Source organism: Virgibacillus proomii (assembly GCF_018916875.1).
GTDB classification, from domain to species: Bacteria; Bacillota; Bacilli; order Bacillales; family Amphibacillaceae; genus Virgibacillus; species Virgibacillus proomii_B.
This window is the reverse complement of record NZ_JAHLNO010000019.1, coordinates 427,406-446,664: the sequence shown is the minus strand read 5'-3', so window position 1 is coordinate 446,664 and position 19,259 is coordinate 427,406. Positions and strand designations below refer to the sequence as shown.

The 19,259-nt window shown below is 36.7% G+C and carries 11 protein-coding genes and 1 riboswitch; all 11 genes read right to left on the bottom strand.

The window, feature by feature from the left end:
• Nucleotides 1-44: 44 nt before the first annotated feature.
• Nucleotides 45-1,541, bottom strand: a complete 1,497-nt coding sequence (glpK, locus tag KQI21_RS09430; protein ID WP_216483937.1) for a glycerol kinase GlpK — start codon at nt 1,539-1,541, stop codon at nt 45-47.
• A gap of 12 nt (nt 1,542-1,553) precedes the next feature.
• Entirely contained in the window at nt 1,554-2,390 is an 837-nt protein-coding gene (locus KQI21_RS09425; protein ID WP_216483936.1) for an MIP/aquaporin family protein, read from the bottom strand.
• 1,000 nt (nt 2,391-3,390) lie between these two features.
• Complete coding sequence (locus KQI21_RS09420) at nt 3,391-5,787, bottom strand: penicillin acylase family protein (protein ID WP_216483935.1); 2,397 nt, start codon at nt 5,785-5,787, stop codon at nt 3,391-3,393.
• A gap of 1,543 nt (nt 5,788-7,330) precedes the next feature.
• Nucleotides 7,331-9,178 (bottom strand): asparagine synthase (glutamine-hydrolyzing), encoded by a 1,848-nt coding sequence (gene asnB / locus KQI21_RS09415; protein WP_216483934.1) that lies wholly within the window; start codon nt 9,176-9,178, stop codon nt 7,331-7,333.
• A gap of 212 nt (nt 9,179-9,390) precedes the next feature.
• Nucleotides 9,391-11,208, bottom strand: a complete 1,818-nt coding sequence (gene opp4A, locus KQI21_RS09410; RefSeq protein ID WP_216483933.1) for an oligopeptide ABC transporter substrate-binding protein — start codon at nt 11,206-11,208, stop codon at nt 9,391-9,393.
• Between the two features lie 99 nt (nt 11,209-11,307).
• The gene (locus KQI21_RS09405; protein WP_216484297.1) at nt 11,308-12,156 is read right to left on the bottom strand and encodes an ABC transporter permease; all 849 of its coding nucleotides are present in this window, start codon (nt 12,154-12,156) and stop codon (nt 11,308-11,310) included.
• A gap of 90 nt (nt 12,157-12,246) precedes the next feature.
• A complete protein-coding gene (opp4B, locus tag KQI21_RS09400; RefSeq protein ID WP_216483932.1) occupies nt 12,247-13,209 on the bottom strand; it encodes an oligopeptide ABC transporter permease in 963 nt (320 codons plus the stop codon).
• Between the two features lie 4 nt (nt 13,210-13,213).
• On the bottom strand, nt 13,214-14,146 hold the full coding sequence (locus KQI21_RS09395; RefSeq protein ID WP_216483931.1) for an ABC transporter ATP-binding protein: 933 nt from the start codon (nt 14,144-14,146) through the stop codon (nt 13,214-13,216).
• A complete protein-coding gene (locus KQI21_RS09390; protein ID WP_216483930.1) occupies nt 14,127-15,152 on the bottom strand; it encodes an ABC transporter ATP-binding protein in 1,026 nt (341 codons plus the stop codon). Before KQI21_RS09390 ends, KQI21_RS09395 begins: the two co-directional genes overlap by 20 nt.
• 410 nt (nt 15,153-15,562) lie before the next feature.
• A riboswitch (SAM riboswitch) is annotated at nt 15,563-15,670 on the bottom strand.
• Nucleotides 15,671-15,932: 262 nt separating this feature from the next.
• The gene (locus KQI21_RS09385; protein ID WP_216483929.1) at nt 15,933-16,409 is read right to left on the bottom strand and encodes a hypothetical protein; all 477 of its coding nucleotides are present in this window, start codon (nt 16,407-16,409) and stop codon (nt 15,933-15,935) included.
• Nucleotides 16,410-17,099: 690 nt separating this feature from the next.
• Nucleotides 17,100-18,677 carry an esterase/lipase family protein gene (locus KQI21_RS09380; RefSeq protein ID WP_216483928.1) on the bottom strand — a complete coding sequence of 526 codons (1,578 nt, stop codon included), beginning with the start codon at nt 18,675-18,677 and terminating at the stop codon, nt 17,100-17,102.
• Between the last annotated feature and the right edge of the window lie 582 nt (nt 18,678-19,259).

Genomic DNA, 19,259 nt, shown 5'->3' with positions numbered 1-19,259 from the left:
CCTACCTCCTTAAGATAATCATGACCTCTATTTTCTTCGCCTGCCTATTTAAATGCTCGGGTTGCTTCCACTGCTTTTTTCCATCCGGCATAAAGTTCATTGCGCTGTTGTTCACCCATTTTGCTATGGAATGTCTTTTCTACATCCCATTGTCTAGCAATTTCATCTTTATCTTTCCAATAACCAACTGCTAACCCAGCTAAATATGCAGCACCCAACGCTGTAGTTTCTTGAATAACAGGGCGTTCAACTGGGACTTCGCCAAGAATATCACTTTGAAATTGCATTAGGAAGTCATTCTTTACTGCCCCGCCATCAACACGTAATGTTTTTAATTCTAAGTTTGAATCGGCAACCATTGCCTCTATAACATCTTTTGTTTGATAAGCTAACGATTCCAATGTGGCACGAATAAAATGACCTCTTGTCGTTCCACGAGTAAGACCAAATACGGCTCCTCTAGCTTCACTATCCCAATACGGCGTACCTAATCCCACAAATGCAGGAACCATATATACACCTTCTGTGCTGTCTACACTTTTAGCATAGCTTTCACTTTCCGGCGAATCTTCAATTAACTTTAGTCCATCACGCAACCATTGAATGGCAGATCCTGCTACAAATACACTCCCTTCCAATGCATATTCAACTTTCCCATTAACACTACAAGCCAAAGTTGTTAATAAGCCATGCTTTGAGGGTACACCCTCTTCACCAGTATGCATTAACATAAAGCAACCAGTTCCGTATGTGTTTTTAACCATGCCTTTTTCGAAGCAAGCCTGACCAAATAGTGCAGCTTGTTGATCACCAGCAATTCCGGCAATTGGTACTTCTTCTCCAAAGAAATGATAAGAAATAGTGTGAGCATATATTTCAGATGATTGTTTTACTTCAGGAAGCATACTTTTCGGTACAGTCAGAATATCTAAGAGCTCATCATCCCATTTCAAATTGTAGATATCAAACATTAGTGTACGTGATGCATTGGTATAATCTGTAACATGAACTTTTCCAGCAGAAAACTTGTAAATAAGCCAGCTGTCAACCGTACCAAATAATAAATCTCCATTTTCTGCTTTTTCTCTTGCGCCTTCTACATTATCTAAAATCCATTTTACTTTTGTACCAGAAAAATATGGATCGAGTAATAATCCCGTTTTTTTCCTAAACAATTCATTATATCCAGCATCCATCAATTCTTTAACAATACCCTCTGTTTGCCTGGATTGCCAAACGATGGCTCGATAGATCGGTTTTCCTGTATGCTTATCCCAAACGACTACCGTTTCTCGTTGGTTTGTAATCCCGATAGCAGCAATTTGATTAGCTTCTAGATCAGCTATTCGTAACACTTCAGCAATACAGGCAAGAACGGATGTCCAGATTTCATTAGCATCTTGCTCTACCCAACCTGGATGTGGAAAAAATTGTTCAAATTCCCTTTGTGCAGTAGCAACAATCTCTCCATTATGATTAAATATTATTGCCCTAGAACTTGTTGTACCTTGATCAATAGATAGAATATATTTATCTTTCATTTTGTCATCCCCCTAAATAATTTCATTCTTTAATTTAGCAGAATTATCTCCCTTATTCTTTAATTCTACACTCAGTGCCCCTAAAATAAGAACAGCAATTATCCCACTTAACAGCCAAAATCCAATGGTCAACTCCCCTACGAACAATGCATCATAAAAAAAGGCTCCATAAATTCCTCCGATAATGGGTCCAACAATCGGCACCCAAGAATAGCCCCAATCGGAACTTCCTTTTCCGGATATTGGAAGTATTGCATGAGCAATTCGCGGTCCAAGATCCCGAGCAGGATTAATTGCATATCCAGTTGGCCCTCCTAAAGACATGCCTATTGCTATAATTAATACCCCGACAACAATTGGGTTTAAACCTTCTGTAAATTCATTTGCCCCAATAAACAATAATCCCATAACGAGAATGAACGTACCAACAATTTCCGATAATAAATTGGCTAATGGACTACGAATGGCTGGGATCGTTGCAAACACTCCGAGCTTTGTTGCTTGGTCTTTTGTTTTTCTCCAATGGGCTAGATAATTTAAAAAGACAATCGCTGCCCCAATAATCGCTCCAATTATTTGTGCAGTAACATACATCGGTACTTTCGACCATGGAAATTCGCCAATAGCAGCAAATCCAATCGTTACAGCCGGATTAATATGAGCAGGAGAATAATTGCCAACCGCATATACTCCAAACGTGACCGCAAGTCCCCAGCCAATCGTAATAACTATCCAGCCTGCGCCTTCAGCTTTGGATGATTTTAATGTTACCCCGCCTACAACGCCGCCACCAAGGATAATCAAAATCATTGTACCAATTAACTCAGCCAGAAATTCAGATTCTGCCATATGTAACACCCCTTTGTATCAGTTTGATTAATTATGAGCAAACAAAAAAGACCACACTTTTTATCCATATTTCACCATTGGAACATATGATAAAAAGTGTGGGTCTCCTGTTCTCCGCCACATAATTAACTTATGTTTAAATATAGCTGATGTTGAAAACGTTGTCAAGATAAAAATAATCTTTTATTTGCATAATCTTGACAAGTCTTTGAACGGATTAACCTTCCTTGGATAAGGCTCCCTCAACTTAGGACTGAAATAAAACTCTTACTCGAATGAATTTCATCATTCTTAACCCATGTACCACAAGGGGAGGCAGGGCATGAAAAAGGAAGCACAATTAGATGTTTCTTTAGAGGTGTACCGGGTCATCCGGGGTATAGAATAACGAAGATGAAAATTTATAATTTCAATTTATAACGGAGCCTATTTAAGATGTATAAGTATAGTTAATATTTGATCAAGGTGAAGAAAACTAGAATCTTATCCTATGATTTAAATAGAACTTCAGTCTAAACCGAAATTTGTACCAATTAGGTTATATTTTTATCTTATAAAGTGAAACTTCATTTCTTGGAATGCTTTTCCCAAGAAATGTTAGTTGAACGAATCGGGCATTTAGGTGCCGTTTTCTCACACTTAGCCCCTTTTGTATCAGCTCAGGTCTTGAAGTGGGAGTCTTACGGCACCTTACATGCGGGATAAAGTGAAACTTCATTTCTTGGAATGCTTTTTCCAAAGAAATGTTAGTTGAACGAATCGGGCATTTAGGTGCCGTTTTCTTCCACTTATACCCTTTTGTACCAACTCGGACTCTTTGAAGTGGGAGTCTTACGGCACCTTACATGCGGGATAAAATCAGGAGAAAACATCCATTCTCCAACTTATTTCCCGGGGAATAATATCAACTTTTCGTTTCAGCTGTGAAAGTGCTGTTTTAAAAAGACGCTATAATCTCAGCTGATTTCTGTCTTCATCCTTTTTAAACACACGCTTCAACTTAATTATCTTTTTTAGGCTGCAAAATCAATGGTTTACCTACTGTTTCATTCAGCTTAGTTATATGATAATTGCCAGTAACCCAATCCTCTGATTGATCATCATACCACTTACTTCTAAAATGTCCTGACTGTCCGGGTGCAACAAGATGATATCCTTGATCCGCCTGACTCATATCAATAACAAATCGCCATGACGCTCCGTGATCAATAATTCCCGTTTCGGAATCATAACCTGCCGCCATTGGAGTTACACTGCTCCCATCTGACGAGATCGGATCCTTACGATTAAAGAAGAATGCTAACACAGGATGGACACTGGACAGGGGATGCTTAAACTCTACCTGATGATAATCTCCCCACTTCCATTTTTCCAAGTTCTTTCCGTATTCCTTTTCCAGATTGGATAATGCTTGATTCAAAGATTCAGATAAAACATTTTGCAATCCGCCTTGAGCATTAATCCACTGTGAAGTTCCTTCTTTTATTGCTGTTCGTAACAACTCATCGGTCGTTTGTCCCTTAGATGTAAACAAATTCATCATAGAATCCGGAATATCTTGATAAATGATGTTTTCTAATGTTTCGTACCAGTGATGAAATATTAACGGTTGCGCAGCCGTTGATTGATCTTTATAGTCCCATTTTCTTAAAAGCTCGATTGCTTGTTTCGCTTGACCTGATAAGTCAGTTCCTTCTAATTCAGTAATAAACAAAGGTACGAATTCTTTAGCTTGCATATTAAAGTTATCCATTTGCAATTTTTTCATATCCTGTATTGTCAATCTATCGTTTGCTTCAAGTACTTCTACTATCCGTTCATAACGATAAGGTTGTGCCCATACATTACTTATATGATAAGGATAATCGTCTGTTGTAACTTTATTATTTGCGGTGGCGATATAATCTTTTTCAGGATTTACGATGGTTGGAAGCTTGTCAAAAGGTATATATCCTTTCCATTCAAAATTTTTATCCCAGCCGGGAAGTGGTAATAATGCCTCCTTCCCATCTTTATAAATTGGAATGTTTCCATTTGCTTTATAGGCAATAGTTCCATCAATCGATACAAATACAAAGTTTTGTGCAGGAACTAAAAATTTTTCCAACCCTTTTTCAAATTCCTCCCAATTTTCCGCCTTATTTATTTGTAAAATTGCCTCTAACTCCGTTGTCGGCTCTAATGCTGTCCACCGTAACGATAGCACATTATCTTTTCCACTATCTTCAGCAAATTCAGATATGACTGGACCATGCCTCGTCTCAACTACTTGATAATCAATTGTTTTCCCATCCTTCACAGCAATGGGTTCCTCTATAACTTTTGCTTGTTCCCATTCTTCCTCATACAAATATTCAGTCGGCTGATCAGGATTTCTTTTTTCCAAATATAATTGCTGTACATCTGGTCCGGTATTCGTTACGCCCCAGGCAATTTTTTCATTATGTCCTAAAATAATTCCTGGAACGCCTGCAAAAATTACACCACTCACTTGTTGTTCATTTGTTGTTAATTTCATTTGAATCCAAATAGAGGGGGTTGCTAATCCCAGATGTGGATCATCTGCTAATAGCGGTAAACCAGATTCCGTTTTATCTCCAGAAACAACCCAATTATTACTACCATTAAGTTCATGGGGAACAATTGCTTTTTTTAAACGATCATGTACAGAAACAAGTTCTTCTTCCATAATAACTGGCTTATGACTGGGATAAGAAGGAAATAATTCATACGCTTTCTTTTCATTATAGTTTTGTAAAAGAAAATAATTAAAAGCTTGACGTTCCCAATGTCCACCTAGATCAAACGCCATATATTTACCAATCGTTAATGAATCCACTGCCGTCCATTCTTTTGGTTCAAATCCCATTATGGTAAATTCAATTGGCAAACGACTATTTTCCTTTGCTTGGTTAATATACACATTTATCCCTTCCGCAAAAGCATGTAAAATCTCCTTCGCTTCCTCGCTGTAAACGTCATATGATTGTGCTGCTGCTCGGCGTAACCCTAACGTTCGAAAGTATTTATCCTGATCCACAGCTGCTTCTCCGACAACTTCACTTAATGTACCAGAAGCTTGTCTACGCGACATTTCCATCTGGAACAAGCGATATTGTGCTTGCACATATCCTTGTGCCATATATAAATCATAATTGTTTTTAGCATTTATTTGTGGTACACCATGTTCATCCGTAATGATTTCAACTTTCTTTTTCAACATCGGCAATTCAATCGTACCCTCAATTTGCTCAACCGGCCTCTTTGTGTATTCGTTCCCATATAAAGCAAGTAAAAACAATAAAACTGCCAAAATACCACTAGTAATAATAATCCACTTTCTTTTAACTCGTTTCTTTCCTGTTTCTGTTTGTTTATCCAATACACGCTCTTCCATACCCTTCCTCCTTGCTTATTTTCCGCTTTATTCCATAAATTCTGTATTTTAATGTTTTCCCCTTTTATTCACTATATTCTGTAAAATAATGAACTATGAAACGTTCCACATCTTTATACGTGATTCATAATCTTTTTGGAATATTCCATTAAAAGCATTTAAAAAGGAAATTAATTTTTTACTAAATTGAGCAGTAAGACAAAAGCTACCTTAAAAAGACCAATAATATAAAACAAATATCGTTTCCTAGACAATAAAGGAAAGCAAAAAGGATGAATACAACTATGATAAAGAAACTTCATTCAGTAGGAGTTTTCTTCCATCTTCTACTGAATGTTAGTACCTAGAAGGGTATGACCTAAGGCCCTTGAACGAATCGGGCATTTAGGTGCCGTTTTCTTCCACTTAGACCCTTTTGTACCACCTCAGGCTCTTGAAGTGAGCTTACGGGACCTTACATACGGGATAAATCATTCCTACTTTAGTTATAGGCCTAGGCGTTTTAAGTTCAACCTTAACTAAAAGAACAATTGCCGGCGTAATTGTCACACTAATTTCAACTATTTTCATAGAATTAATCATTTCTCAAAGTATGTTGTCTATGATTTTCTTTTATCCTAATTGTTACGATTATATTCTCTCAACTATTTATAGAATAAGTTGTTGGGATTTTGATTGGAAACTCAACATTTATTACTTCATATGGTGCTCTCGATCTAGGTGTAATCAAACAATCGCTTCAAATGCCTATTTAATTTTCCAAAAATAACTGCTTACTTTTCCGAGGTGTATTTATTACTACCGGGAAGCTGTTTATTCCATTTTAGAACCAGGCCCCACGTATGCCATTTTTTCTGCAAAATGATTGTTATTCTTCTTTCAGCAATAAAAATCCTTAAATTCTTGGATAGTAATTTCTTTTGGGAGTTCTAATCTCCTACACCCCACCTCCGTTTGACGAACTTACATAACCAAAACTTACGATTCTATTCATCAAACTTTACAAGTATTTCCTTGATTTGGTTTGTGAAATTTTTAGAAGATGGCTTCCGGACAATTGCTTAGCTACCGTTTATAGCCATTTATTTACGTTGTATTTTTTCGTAAAAAATATCCCGTATCACCTTTAAAAGATACGGGGTAACTGATTTTCATATCATATTGTTTATCTGTAAAACATCCATATAGCGTTTATTCAGAATTCTAAAAAAGTTTGTTTAAAGCTGCAAAAAGTTCCCTAACAATCTATTAAAATCTTTCATTGTCTTCATTTATTGCTATTCAAGTATCGAGCTACATAAAATGAAACTTCCATTAGTAGGGGTTTTCTCTTATCCCCCACTGATGGTTAGTACCTTAATGGTATGACCTAAGGCCCTTGAACCAATTGGACATTTGACTTTCCGTTATCCCCCACCTAAACTTCTTCGATTCCTCTTGCTCCCCCAGGTGGGGGTCTTACTGCCAGTTAGATGTGGGATAAATTGTTTGCAATATCTTCGCAAAAACTACTTCAACTTTTTTCCTAATTTGTGTCACTCTATCAGTCTACTATATTAACATCATATGTGCGTAACCAATAATCAATTTGGCACAGGTGGGCAATTAATTGCGGCCCCTTCATTAACTGTCCATACCAAGGGTCCTTAAACTCTCTACCTTCACTTTCTAAAATCGCTTCTACCTTGTCTTTCTTTAAAAACTCAAATAAGCGTGCATCTTTATCATTTATAATCTCATGCATCCAAGCTTTTACTGCATTCGTATATTCTGGTTGAAACGTTTTAGGGAAAGGACTTTTTTTACGATATAAAACATCATCCGGTAAAATGCCCTCCATCGCTTTTCGTAAAATTCCTTTTTCCTGTCCGCCCATCATTTTCATTTTCCATGGAATATTCCATACGTACTCAACTAATCGATGATCTGCATAAGGAACTCTTACTTCTAAACCGGCACCCATACTCATCCGATCTTTACGGTCAAGTAACTGTGCCATAAACCAATTCATATTTAAATAGAATAGCTCTCTTCGCCGTGCATCAATATCAGATTCCCCTTCTAAGCGCGGAGTTTCGTCTAACGTTTCTTTATAACGCTGATAAACATATTCCTTCAACTTTAACTTTTTACTCCATTTTTTATGGAGTAAGTCTATCCGTGATTCTAATGAGCGTATCCACGGAAATCCTGTTCCTGCTGCAGTTGACGGATCATGAAACCATGGATAACCACCAAATATTTCATCGGCACATTCTCCGGAAAGACTTACGGTTGCATGCTTTTTAATTTGTTTGCAAAACCAGAGCAGTGATGAATCAATATCTGCCATTCCAGGCTGATCTCGTAACGTAACCGACTCTTTTAAATGATTGGCAAGCTCTTGTCCGGTAATCACTTCATTATAATGTTCTGTAGTAAATTCCTTAGCCATCAACTGAATAAATGGTTGATCCATAGAAGGCTGAAATTTACTCACTTTAAAATGTTGTTCATTTCCTTCATAATCAACAGAAAACGTGGTTAACGGACTTCTTCCTTTATCTTGTAAATAATTAGCTGCAATTGCTGTAATCGAACTGGAATCCAGTCCCCCTGATAAAAACGTAGAAACTGGTACGTCCGCTACCAGTTGTCGCTGTACGGCATCGATAAACAACTCCCTTACCCTTTGTACCGTCTCCTGTTCCGAATCAGTATGCTTACGGCTTTTGACATTCCAATAACGCCACGTTTTTAAACCATTTTTGGAATACGTAAGTGCATGACCTGCTCGCAATTCTTGCATATTTTTAAAGAGACCATGACCCGGTGTTCTTGATGGACCCAAGCCGAAAACCTCAGCCAAACCGGTTGAATCTATCTCAGCCTTTACTGCTTGATGAGCAAGAACAGCTTTTAACTCCGAACCGAAAATAAATTGGCCTGATTTTTCTTGATAAAATAATGGCTTTACCCCTAACCGATCCCTGGCTAAAAATAACTGGGCTTTTTGCTCATCCCAAATAGCAAAAGCATAAATCCCATTCAGATAGTCAACACATGATTCTTTCCACTCCATATAAGCAGTAAGTAACACTTCCGTATCAGAAGTTGTCGTAAAGGAATAACCGTTATTTCTCAATTCATTGCGAAGTTCTTCTGTATTATATAGCTCGCCATTATATAGGAGGGTATAGATGAATCCATCCTTTATCCGCTGCATTGGCTGTTTTCCACCCTCAATATCAATAACAGACAGGCGCTTATGACCAAAAGCGACATGTTGATTTATCCACGTATTTGTTTCATCTGGACCACGATGGGCCAATGTTTCCGTCATATTTACGAGCATCTGTCTATTAGTTCGTACATCGCTTTGCCAATCAATATATCCTGTAATTCCACACAAAAGCTGTCACCCTCCCTGGAAGCATAAAAACTAGCTTACAAAACAGTTTATGCGGAAAATGTCAGCAGTATGACCATTCATGGGTTGAAACCACATTTCAGAAGAACAACAGCTTGAAGAGCTCGAATAGGGCGTACAAACAGAAAGTTTCCTAAGCAATAAAAAATAGACAGTCTGTCTGAATATTACAAACAGACTGCCTAAATTATATGTTATTCTGCTTTAATTGGTTCTTCCTGGGTTACAGCAATTTCATGCCGTTTTAAGCCATAATACTCTACTGTATAATTTAAAACACGATTATTAACAGGAACGACGACAGCGCGATAATGGGTTGGAATAACTGGAACTTCTTCTATCATTAATTGCTGCCATTCTTTATACACTTTCTGACGATACTTTTGATCCATCGCTTTTTCGGATGCACCTTCAGCTAACAACTTATCATTTTCTTCACTTGCATAACGTGAATAGTTAAATAATGCATCACGACCATATAGACCAGCAGGATTTACATCTGTCGCTACCCCCCATCCCGCCATATAAACATCAATCTTTGGATCATCTTCTCCAGTATTTCCGACTCGATCATAAAATGAGTTAAACTCGTGCAAACGACCGTCTAGCAACTGTACATCTAATCCTACTTCTTTCCAAGCCTGGATATAATAATTTGCAACTGGTTCAGCCGTATCTCCACCGGACATCGAAGCAAAGTTAATCACTAGTTCTTCCCCATCCGGGTTTTCCCGCATACCATCATTATTTACATCCTTATAGCCTGCCTCATCCAAAATTTTCTTTGCTTTTTCCGGATCATATGCCAATCCAGAATTTTCTTTATCATGGAAGTTCGGATGCGACGGTGGAATTAAGGTAGTAGCATTCCAGCGTAAACCATTATAAAACTGTTTTCCTACAGCTTCGTTATCAATCGCATGCCACATCGCCTTGCGCAAATTTACATCTGCCATTTTCTTATTAGGGTCAGGCTTGACTTCTTTCTCCTTTTTATCCCATGTTCCTAATTTAAAGCCAATATAGGAATAAGCCATGTCAACATTACCTAAAAACTCAACATTTGACATATTGGCATTATCCGGATATTGATCGGTTGGGAATTTATCAACTGTGTCCACTTTACCTGTTTTTAATGCTTGAACAACCGTTTTTGGATTTACTACTTTAACCGTCACCTTATCTAATTTCGGCTTTCCTTGCCAATAATCTTCGTTTTTCGTAAGCACTACAGCTTCTCCCGGAGTAATACTCTCTACTTTAAACGGTCCAAAACCAATTGGCTTTTCCCGCACTTCTGGCGATTCAGCCATTTTTGCCACCGGAATATCCTTAAAGATATGTTTAGGTAAAGCATAAGACCAAATACCTCCGCTTAATAAAGACGGTGATGCTTTTTTGTACGTTATTTTCAATGTTTTGTCATCGACCACTTCAATCCCTGAAATAGAATCCGCTTTGCCACTATGATACTCTTCCATTCCTTCAATAATGGTAAAATCTTCGCCATAGCGAACACCCGTATAATCGGGATCTCCAATAACTTCATAGGCAAAGGCCCAATCTTCTGCAGTTACCGGTTTCCCATCATGCCAATTCACATTATCTCGAATCTTAAACGTAAACACTTTTCCACTGTCGTCTACTTCAAATGTTGCAGCTCCATCTTGTGTTAAATTATGATTTTTATCAGCAGCTAATAACGACTCATCAAACCATTTTATAATTTCATCATCATGTTCACCTGAATAAAAATTAAAGTTTAATAACCCCTCAAAAGCCGTATCCGTAACGATACCGTATTTAAAATGACCTCCGTCTATCGCTTCGCCTTCATTTTTCTTCTCCACATTAAAATCCTCAATCGAAAATACTTGTTCACTGTTTTTTGCTGCCTTCTTATCACCAGACTTATCTGACTTGCTTTTATCATCTCCACTACATGCTACTAAAGCAAGCAGCAATCCTAGCATACATGCATATAGCATGAAGCGCCAATTTCTTTTTATCATAAAATAAACCTCCCTTTTTTAATTCACGTCATGTTGACGTAATCTATACTTAACATCATCCTATGATGTAAGTAGTTAAAAAAATTACGAGTTTATTTATCAGCCCCTACGTTGTCGGGCATCAGTTGCACGCTTTAAAGCTTCTCCAACATTTCGAACAGCTAACATCAATAGGAAAACCATTACCGCAGCCGGCAGCCAAATCCACCATCTAAGCTCTAATGTTTGCGGATTTCGCGCATATCCTAACAAGGTTCCTAGACTTGGAGTTGATTCAGGAAATCCGAAACCTAAAAAGGAAAGACCGGATTCCAGACCAATATTAGCAGCTAAGTTTAACGTCATCGTTACAATGATGATCGAACTCAAATTTGGTAGTACTTGCGTAAACATAATCTTCCAATCTGGTGTACCTAATGTTTTTGAAGCCTGGGCATAGTCCAACTCTCTTTCTTGCAATGCCTTTGAGCGAATTATACGTGTTATTCCCATCCATAGAAAAGCTGTCATAATTAAAGAAAATGACCATATGCTATACTTGGGCACAATTGCTACAAATACAATAACAATCATTAAAAAGGGTAAGATCAAGAAGAAATCGACAATTCGCATCATCATATTGTCGATTGTTCCACCATAATAACCAGAAACCAATCCATAAACAACGCCAATAATCCCTGTCATCAATGTTACTAATATACCAATTGATAATGAGTTGCGTGTTCCGATAATGAGCTGCCCAAATATATCCCGTCCACCATAATCAGTTCCCAGCCAAAATTCAGAAGACGGGGGTTGGTTAATGGCAAATAAATCAACTTTAACAATTTCCTCTTGGTTTAAAAATAAAGAAATACCATAGACAAATGCTGTAATAATTACAAGAAATATTAATGAAAGAAGTGCAATTTTATCCCGAACAATTTCTCTCCAAATAATGCTTGTCATCGAAGGAGCTTTTTCTGTATCTATATCAATAACGTTGATGTTTGTATGTTCCAATCTGTATCACCTCCATGTTAGTTAACCGAATAAAATTTACTTAATTCGTATCCTAGGATCCACTAAACTTAAAATAATATCTGATAAAAGCGCACCCAAAACAGAAGCAATTCCGAATAATAAGACAACAGATGTTACGACACTATAATCGCGTTGTAAGACAGATTCCATAAATAATAGTCCCATTCCGGGATAACTATAAATAGTCTCAATAAAAACAGTTCCGCCAATTAAGCCAGTAATTTCAAAGCCAAAATAAGCGGCTATCGGCAGTAAAGAGTTTCGCAAAATATGCTTATTATAAACACGTGACTCCGGAGCACCTTTAGCTCGAGCTGTGATGATGAAGTCTTTTTGTTTCGTGTCAATAATTTCACTTCGCAAATACTGCACTGTATTTACAGTTGTAATTAATGCCATAGAAATTGCAGGCAATAATAGATGATTAAACTTACTCATGATGTAAGCAAATGACCCGGGATCTAACCCTGGCTCAACGCTTCCTCCTGTAGGAAACCAACCAAGTGTATACCCAAATAGCCACAGCATTACAAGCGCAAAAATAAATAACGGTGTTGCAAACCCAATATACGTATATCCAGAGATTAATTGATCACGTAAAGTATCATTATAACGACCGCTTATAATACCAAGAGGAATAGCTATAATATAAGTAAATATTAACGTTACTAAAGAAAGCCAAAATGTATTAACAAGTCGCTGACTAATTAATTCTTCGACCGGCATTTTAAAGCGAAAAGATTGCCCTAAATCTCCTTGCAAGGCTGCGGTAATCCAATCAGCATATTGCTCATACCAAGGATCATTAAGTCCTAATTTTTCCCGTTGCTCTTCCATAGCAGCTGGATCGATATTCGGATCTATTAAACCTGATAATGCATCTCCAGGCATCATTTGTGCCATAATAAAGACTAATACACTTAACAAAATGATTTGCGGCATCGTAATCAATAGTCGTCTAACAATAAATTTCCACATGTTATCAACCTTTCTGCGGCAAAGCTACTAAATGAGTATTGGATATACTCCGTAAACCGTAAGCCAAGCCTTCATGATCAAAATAATCATCATAATGTTTCTTATATTCTTTTTCTACTTCATCTCGCCATTCTTGTAGTTTTTGTCGCTTAAAAGGATCGATATCCGGAATAGCCGCAATGAGACGCTTCGTATAAATATGTTGAGGATTATAAAAAATGTCATCCCTAGAACCTTCTTCTACATAACGTCCTTTATACATTATGCCGATTTCATCACACATATGTTTTACAATACCTAAATCATGACTAATGAATAGATACGTTAAATTTAAATCCTTTTGAATATCCTTTAGAAAATTTAGAACTTGAGCTTGCACCGATACATCAAGAGCAGATACTGGCTCATCTGCTATAATTAATTTTGGCTTTAATGCAATCGCTCGGGCAATTCCAATTCGTTGCCGTTGTCCACCTGAAAATTGGTGTGGATATTTAAAAATACTTTCAGGGCTTAAGCCAACATGTTCCAGCAATTCTTGTACTCGTTTTCTTTCTTCCACTTTTGATAATCTTTCAAAGTTGCGTAGCGGTTCTGCAACAATATCAAATACACTTTTTTTTGGATTTAATGAAGAGTAAGGATCTTGAAAAATCATCTGAATTTCTTTCCGAATATCTCTTCGGTTTGATTTTAAGTTCGTTAAATCAACACCAGAAAATCGTATATTTCCGCTCGTGACATGGTTTAATCCAATAATCGCTCGGCCCGTTGTTGTTTTACCTGATCCTGATTCACCTACAAGACCATATGTTTTTCCTTGTTCAATAGAAAATGAAACTCCGTCTACAGCCTTGATCTCGTCAATTTTCCGATTTAAGATTCCTCCTCGAATTGGAAAATGAACTTTTAAATCTTTAACTTCTAAAAGTGCCATTACCAAACACCTCCTTGTATCGTTCCTCCGGGAAGTAAAAGTGTTGATAACACGTACAGCGAACAAAATGATCAGGAGCGACTTCACGCAATTTCGGATCCGATTCGTGAGCTGTTCTTTCTACCCACGGAATTCGTGCAGCAAACCGACACCCTTCACGCGGTAGATTTTGTAAGGAAGGTACAATTCCTTGAATTACATGAAGCTTATCGTTTACTTGGTCTGTATTTGGTATAGAGTTTAACAACGATCTAGTATATGGATGTAGAGGTTTTTTAAACAATGTTTGTACATTTGCTACTTCAACAACTTGCCCTGCATACATTACTGCTACACGATCTGCCATCTCTGCAACAACCCCTAAATCATGGGTAATTAAAATGATACCTGTGTCCATCTTGTCTTTTAAATCATTGATTAAACGTAATATTTGAGCTTGAATGGTTACGTCTAAAGCTGTTGTAGGTTCATCAGCAATTAGTAATTTTGGTTTATTTGAGATAGCAATTGCAATCATGACCCGCTGCCGCATTCCACCTGATAATTGATGGGGATATTGTTCACATGTATACTCTGGTCTAGGTATACCAACTTGTTTTAGTAAGTGAATAACCTGATCTTGGCGCTCTTGCTTCGTTAGTTCCTTATTGTGAAGTAATAATGCTTCTCCTATTTGTTCCCCAACAGTCATCAATGGATTTAATGCTGTTAAAGGATCTTGAAAAATCATAGCCATGTCATTACCACGAAGCTTATTTAATTTTGCAATCGGTAAGGGAACAATATCTTGGCCATTAAAGTAAATATTTCCTTCTATCTTTGCTCGATTATGTAATCTCATTATCGAGAAAGCTAAAGCGCTTTTTCCAGAACCTGACTCACCAACAATCGCCATCGTCTCATTTTTATTTACCGATAAAGAGACATCGTCCACTGCAGCATAATAATGATCTTTAATTCTGAAAGAAGTTTTTAAATTTTTGATTTCTAATAAGTTATTGCTCATGTTGACCCCTCCTTTTTAGTAGCGTTAAGCATATTCTTTATTATTTCGGAGTTTTTAGATCTATATATTTCTGAAAATAACTGTCAACTTTAAAACAAACATAATAAACTCGAATTTTTAAAATAATCTAAAAACGTAGTATATTATATGCTACTTTTTAAAAAAAGCTACGTTTTTAACATAATCTAAATTATTCGCATTAATTATCTGAAAATTAAAGTTACAAGTATTTGCTGTCATTTATTTAGTTATCATTTAAATCTAAAAATAACGAAAGGAATAAATAGTATGAAAACTATTTCTTGTTTTATAGTCTAGATCGGTGTAAATTTTTAGCTTTCCTTGTCATATAAAAACAAAATACCCCCCCTTGTATATTTCAAGAAGAGATACCATTTTATTGGGTTCTCCTCTTATTTATCAAGCATAAAATGCTTGTTGGACTTGGCATAGGAATAGTATCATTCCCGTTGCCGAGGTTTCTTTGGGCCAATTCCCTCCACCTCTCTTAATAAGAAGTATTGTATATTAAATTATTGTTACTATAGTATTACTTATTTTATGTCAAATACTATTTTTGTATTATTTTACTTTTTTCCCAATTATTATCATCTTATTTAAAATTTATAGTCTAGTAAGCATTATTATTTTAAAACGCATCTTGCAACATATTTGTAACAAGAATGTAAGACTATACTTTAATATAGGGGAATAATATTAAAGTTGAAGAAACTAGACAACAAAAAGGCCCTGTAATTTTTCACCACTTCCATTTTTTACTCACTTCTCGTGACTGCTTTCACCGACATTTTTATAATCCCATAAAACCGTCCATGCTCCTTCTATCTCCGACATATATACATCTTGAACGATTGTAATATTTCCATATTTCCCATTAAAATGCTGTGATACTGTAATTCGGTACACAGTTGGTATCGGCTCGGCATCCGTTGTTGGAGCCCAATCCTTTATTTTTTTTACCTCCCCAAAGCTATAGGTGAAGTACAATACACCAAAATAATTCATAATTGCTTCTGAACGATCTTGTATATAGGTATCTTTTGCAAATTTATCTTTAATAATGGGATGGAGCATCTCCCATGATTTCGAAAAAGCTCCCTGCTGTTCATACGTAAAAAATTCTTCGCAAGCCTCCTCTGCTTGATTTTCGGGAGATGATTTTACTACAAGATAAGCTGATATCACTAAAATACTAATCATAGTAATCCCAAATAATAGAATGACTCGTTTGTTCATCGTGCTCCCCCATCCCCTGATAATTCTCATACTAGCTTATTCGGAACGGCTTGCAATTATTAGCCTTTGTTTAGAAAAACTTGGCTTATCGCCAAGTTTTTAGCGAAAGCTATAGTTTTTCTTATACTATAAACCATAAAGTTTTATACTTTCCTATAGTACAAGCATAAGGATGAAGAAAACCAATCAACGTTTGCGTTACGGTTTTTAGAAGTTTCCTATTTTTAACTTCGAGTCACTTATTATATTCGAGGTTACCTTTCTCTATCTTCTAACGATTAATCTTCTTTTTTCTTAGATTTTTATTAGCTTACATGATCGTTGTTTATGGTCGGTGGGTTGTTAGATGTACTAGTACTTCTTAAGTTAGCATTCCCTAAAGATCATTTTCACTAGTCCGTTTGGTACAGATTATCGTATTCAAACTCTATTTTTGTGTATTTACAAAAATACTTACTTAACAGAAAAACTGGTGACACGACTTAAAGGACGTACCAGCTTTTTCATTGTGATTAAACTGTTTGATAATGTACTTTTCGGAATAAATTTGTCAGTTACCATCTCGTTATCTCTAAAATACAGCCCTTGAAGTTGCCGCTAAAGAAATCACAAGCTGTAATGATTATATATTTTCCAAATATTATTTCATTACAGCTTGTATTGTAAGCATTTGAAGCTCTTTACATGGCCTTAATCAGATAAGTAAACAGAATCAATAATCGTACGTTTGAATGGTGATCCCGAAGCTGTTTCCCCTTTAATGTCAATCGTAATATTATAAGCACGATTCTCTTTTAAATGCGAGAGTTCTTCTGATAAATTTAAAGTTCCCTTCGTTTTCCATGTCGAGACATTGTGCTTCTTTCCTGATTCAATTACCGTATAAACAGCTTCAATACTATCTTCTTTGACATAAGATTTATCCGCTTTTAGTTGGTATTTTCCAGAGATATTTTTATCTTGATTGACATGTGAAATAATTTTCTTGTTATTTGCTTTGCTAAACTGAACATGGAGTAAATAAGCATTTTCTTGCGGACTTTGCATTTGTATCGACCACTCCCCTGATGAAGGGTCATCTACTTCAATATTATAGGCTGTTACACCATCAAAAATGCCCGTTTCCTCCATTATCGCAACTTGATTTGTTGAATAAGCATTCCCCTCAGGATCTACAAGCTGTACGTCAGTTAGTTGATATCCTGTGTATAATTGTAATGTCATCTTATCTACATCGGATTCGATTGGAAAAACTTGTTTCACTTGCTTACCCTTGGTTAGTTTATTTCCGTGAATATACCGGTCAGCATCAGGGGCAATCGTGTGCATCAAGTTTGATTTACTCTGGTTGCTACTTTTCATATCTGCTGAAATATAGCTTTCAATTACAGGGAAGATAATATTACTGCGAATGGAGGTGTGATTCCAATTACCGATCTCAATCTCATGGCCCTTCGGCAAACGAGTACTCCTCGCTGTAACTACTCCATCATTTTCACCGTAGCTGGATAAATAAACTCCACCAAACCAAGTTGCAGAAAATATATTTCCCCAATCTCTTCCGCCAACTGTATAAAAATCATTCACATACGCATACGGTTTGTCATCGGTGATTGATCGAAAATATTCCATATAACCTGTTTCCACCGCCGACGTACCTTCCCCTCGCAAACCCAATAGTTGCGCTAACCATCCAGCCCAGTTACTATTTGCTAAATCTGCCAATTCTGACCCATAGTGAGGACTGGATAATGTAATTATATTGTCAACATATCGCCATGCACCATAATACGTCACCGCTGCTTGTGTATCTACTCCACCCTTACTGTAGGCTACGACTGTAATCGGCTTACCATTAAAATACGCCGATATCTCTTTAATTTTTTCGGCAAGTAATTTTCCATTATTCCACATATCCGCCGAAGCTCCACCGGCATCATACAACTGAATAAAAGCAGTTTCATACCCCGCTTCATTTGCTGCTTGATATAAGCCATTTTCTTCCCAGAAAATTTGAGCAACATTATTTAAACCAGGGACAAACAATAAAACCGGGGCATTTGGTTGTGGATTAGCCGGCGATTCCCCTACAAACCATTCACCTGGTGTTTCAGCATTTCCATTCCCTCCCTTCCCCATTATTGAATGTTCTTTTTTTTCGCCAACCAATTTTGGTTTAGCCAAACCTTCCGATTGGGCAATTACATAAGATGGAATGGATACTACAAACAATCCTAAAAGAAACAATATTAGCAATCGTTTTGCCATTTGATTCTCCTCCATTCAATTTGTAATTTATTTAAACATCATTTAAAAATGATGGAATTAGAAGGTAGATTCTATTTTGTTTTCAGCTATCGATAATTTGCACGTTGCTTGGAAACATCGAAGTAACTCAAATTCTTCATTGTGGGGCTTTCATTTTGTAATTATTTAACGAAATATTAAGATTTTTCTAAAAATAAATGAACAAATGAATCTATTTAAGATAGTGACCTAATTAAACATATTGCATAAATAAATCACAGTTAGACAATAGGCGTTAAAGTGCGTGTTCAAAAAGAAGATATTAGAAAAACTTGGCTTGTCGCCAAGTCTTTAGCGAAAGCTATAGTTTTTCTTATACTATAAACCCTAAAATTTTATACGTTCCTATAGTATAACAAAGCGAGGTCGGCTATTCTTAGGCACCTTGTTACAACGCCGACACTGGCATGTCCTATCTAGTCGAAGTTCCAGACGGCGAAGTTTCGAGTAGCGCGCTTGTACAGGACGTACTGCCTTCAACGGTTCCTACAGGGCGTGGGCACTTTTAGTAGAAGATCCTTAATAGATACATGAGCACCAGTA